The 676-nt window shown below is 67.6% G+C and carries 1 protein-coding gene; it reads left to right on the plus strand.

Going from position 1 to position 676, the window contains the following annotated elements; all coding sequences use genetic code 11:
• Window positions 1-676, plus strand: a 676-nt coding sequence (locus EN906_RS36225; RefSeq protein WP_164777713.1) for an ABC transporter permease, incomplete at both ends; no start/stop codon positions are given.

The raw sequence follows: 676 nt of genomic DNA on the forward strand, positions 1-676 counted from the left end.
GCCTCGACCAGTCGGAGCTGACGCGGCTCGCCAATTACCTCTGGGCGCTGTTGCATCTCGATCTCGGCCAGTCGGTGACCTTCTCCAGGCCGATCCGCGACGTCATCCTCGAACGCCTGCCCAACACGCTGCTGTTGATGGTCAGCGCCACCGCGCTCTCCTTCGGGCTCGGCTCGGCACTCGGCATCTACGCCGGCGCACAGCCGGGCAGCTTCCGCGACCGCTTCCTGTCGATCGGCTCGCTAGCGCTCTATGCAGTGCCGGGTTTCTGGCTCGGCCTGGTGCTGATCGTCGTCTTTGCCGTCGACCTGCGCTGGCTGCCGATCGGCGGCATCGAAACCCTGGCCTCTGACAAGACCGGTCTTGACCGCGCCGCCGACATCGCCGTCCATCTCGCCCTGCCCGTTTCCGCCCTCGGCTTCATCTACCTGGCGCTCTATCTGCGCATGATGCGCGCCGGCATGGCCGAGGTCTGGCGGCAGGATTTCGTCCTGGCCGCACGCGCCAAAGGATTGTCACGCCGCCGCATCGTGCTCGCCCACGTCGCCCGCAATGCACTGCTGCCGCTGATCACCATGCTCGGCCTGCAGTCGGCGCAGATGCTCGGCGGCAGCGTCGTCATCGAGAGCGTTTTTTCCGTGCCCGGCCTCGGCCGGCTGGCGCAGGAGGCGGTCGC

Source organism: Mesorhizobium sp. M7A.F.Ca.CA.004.06.1.1 (genome assembly GCF_003999135.1).
Lineage (GTDB): Bacteria > Pseudomonadota > Alphaproteobacteria > Rhizobiales > Rhizobiaceae > Mesorhizobium.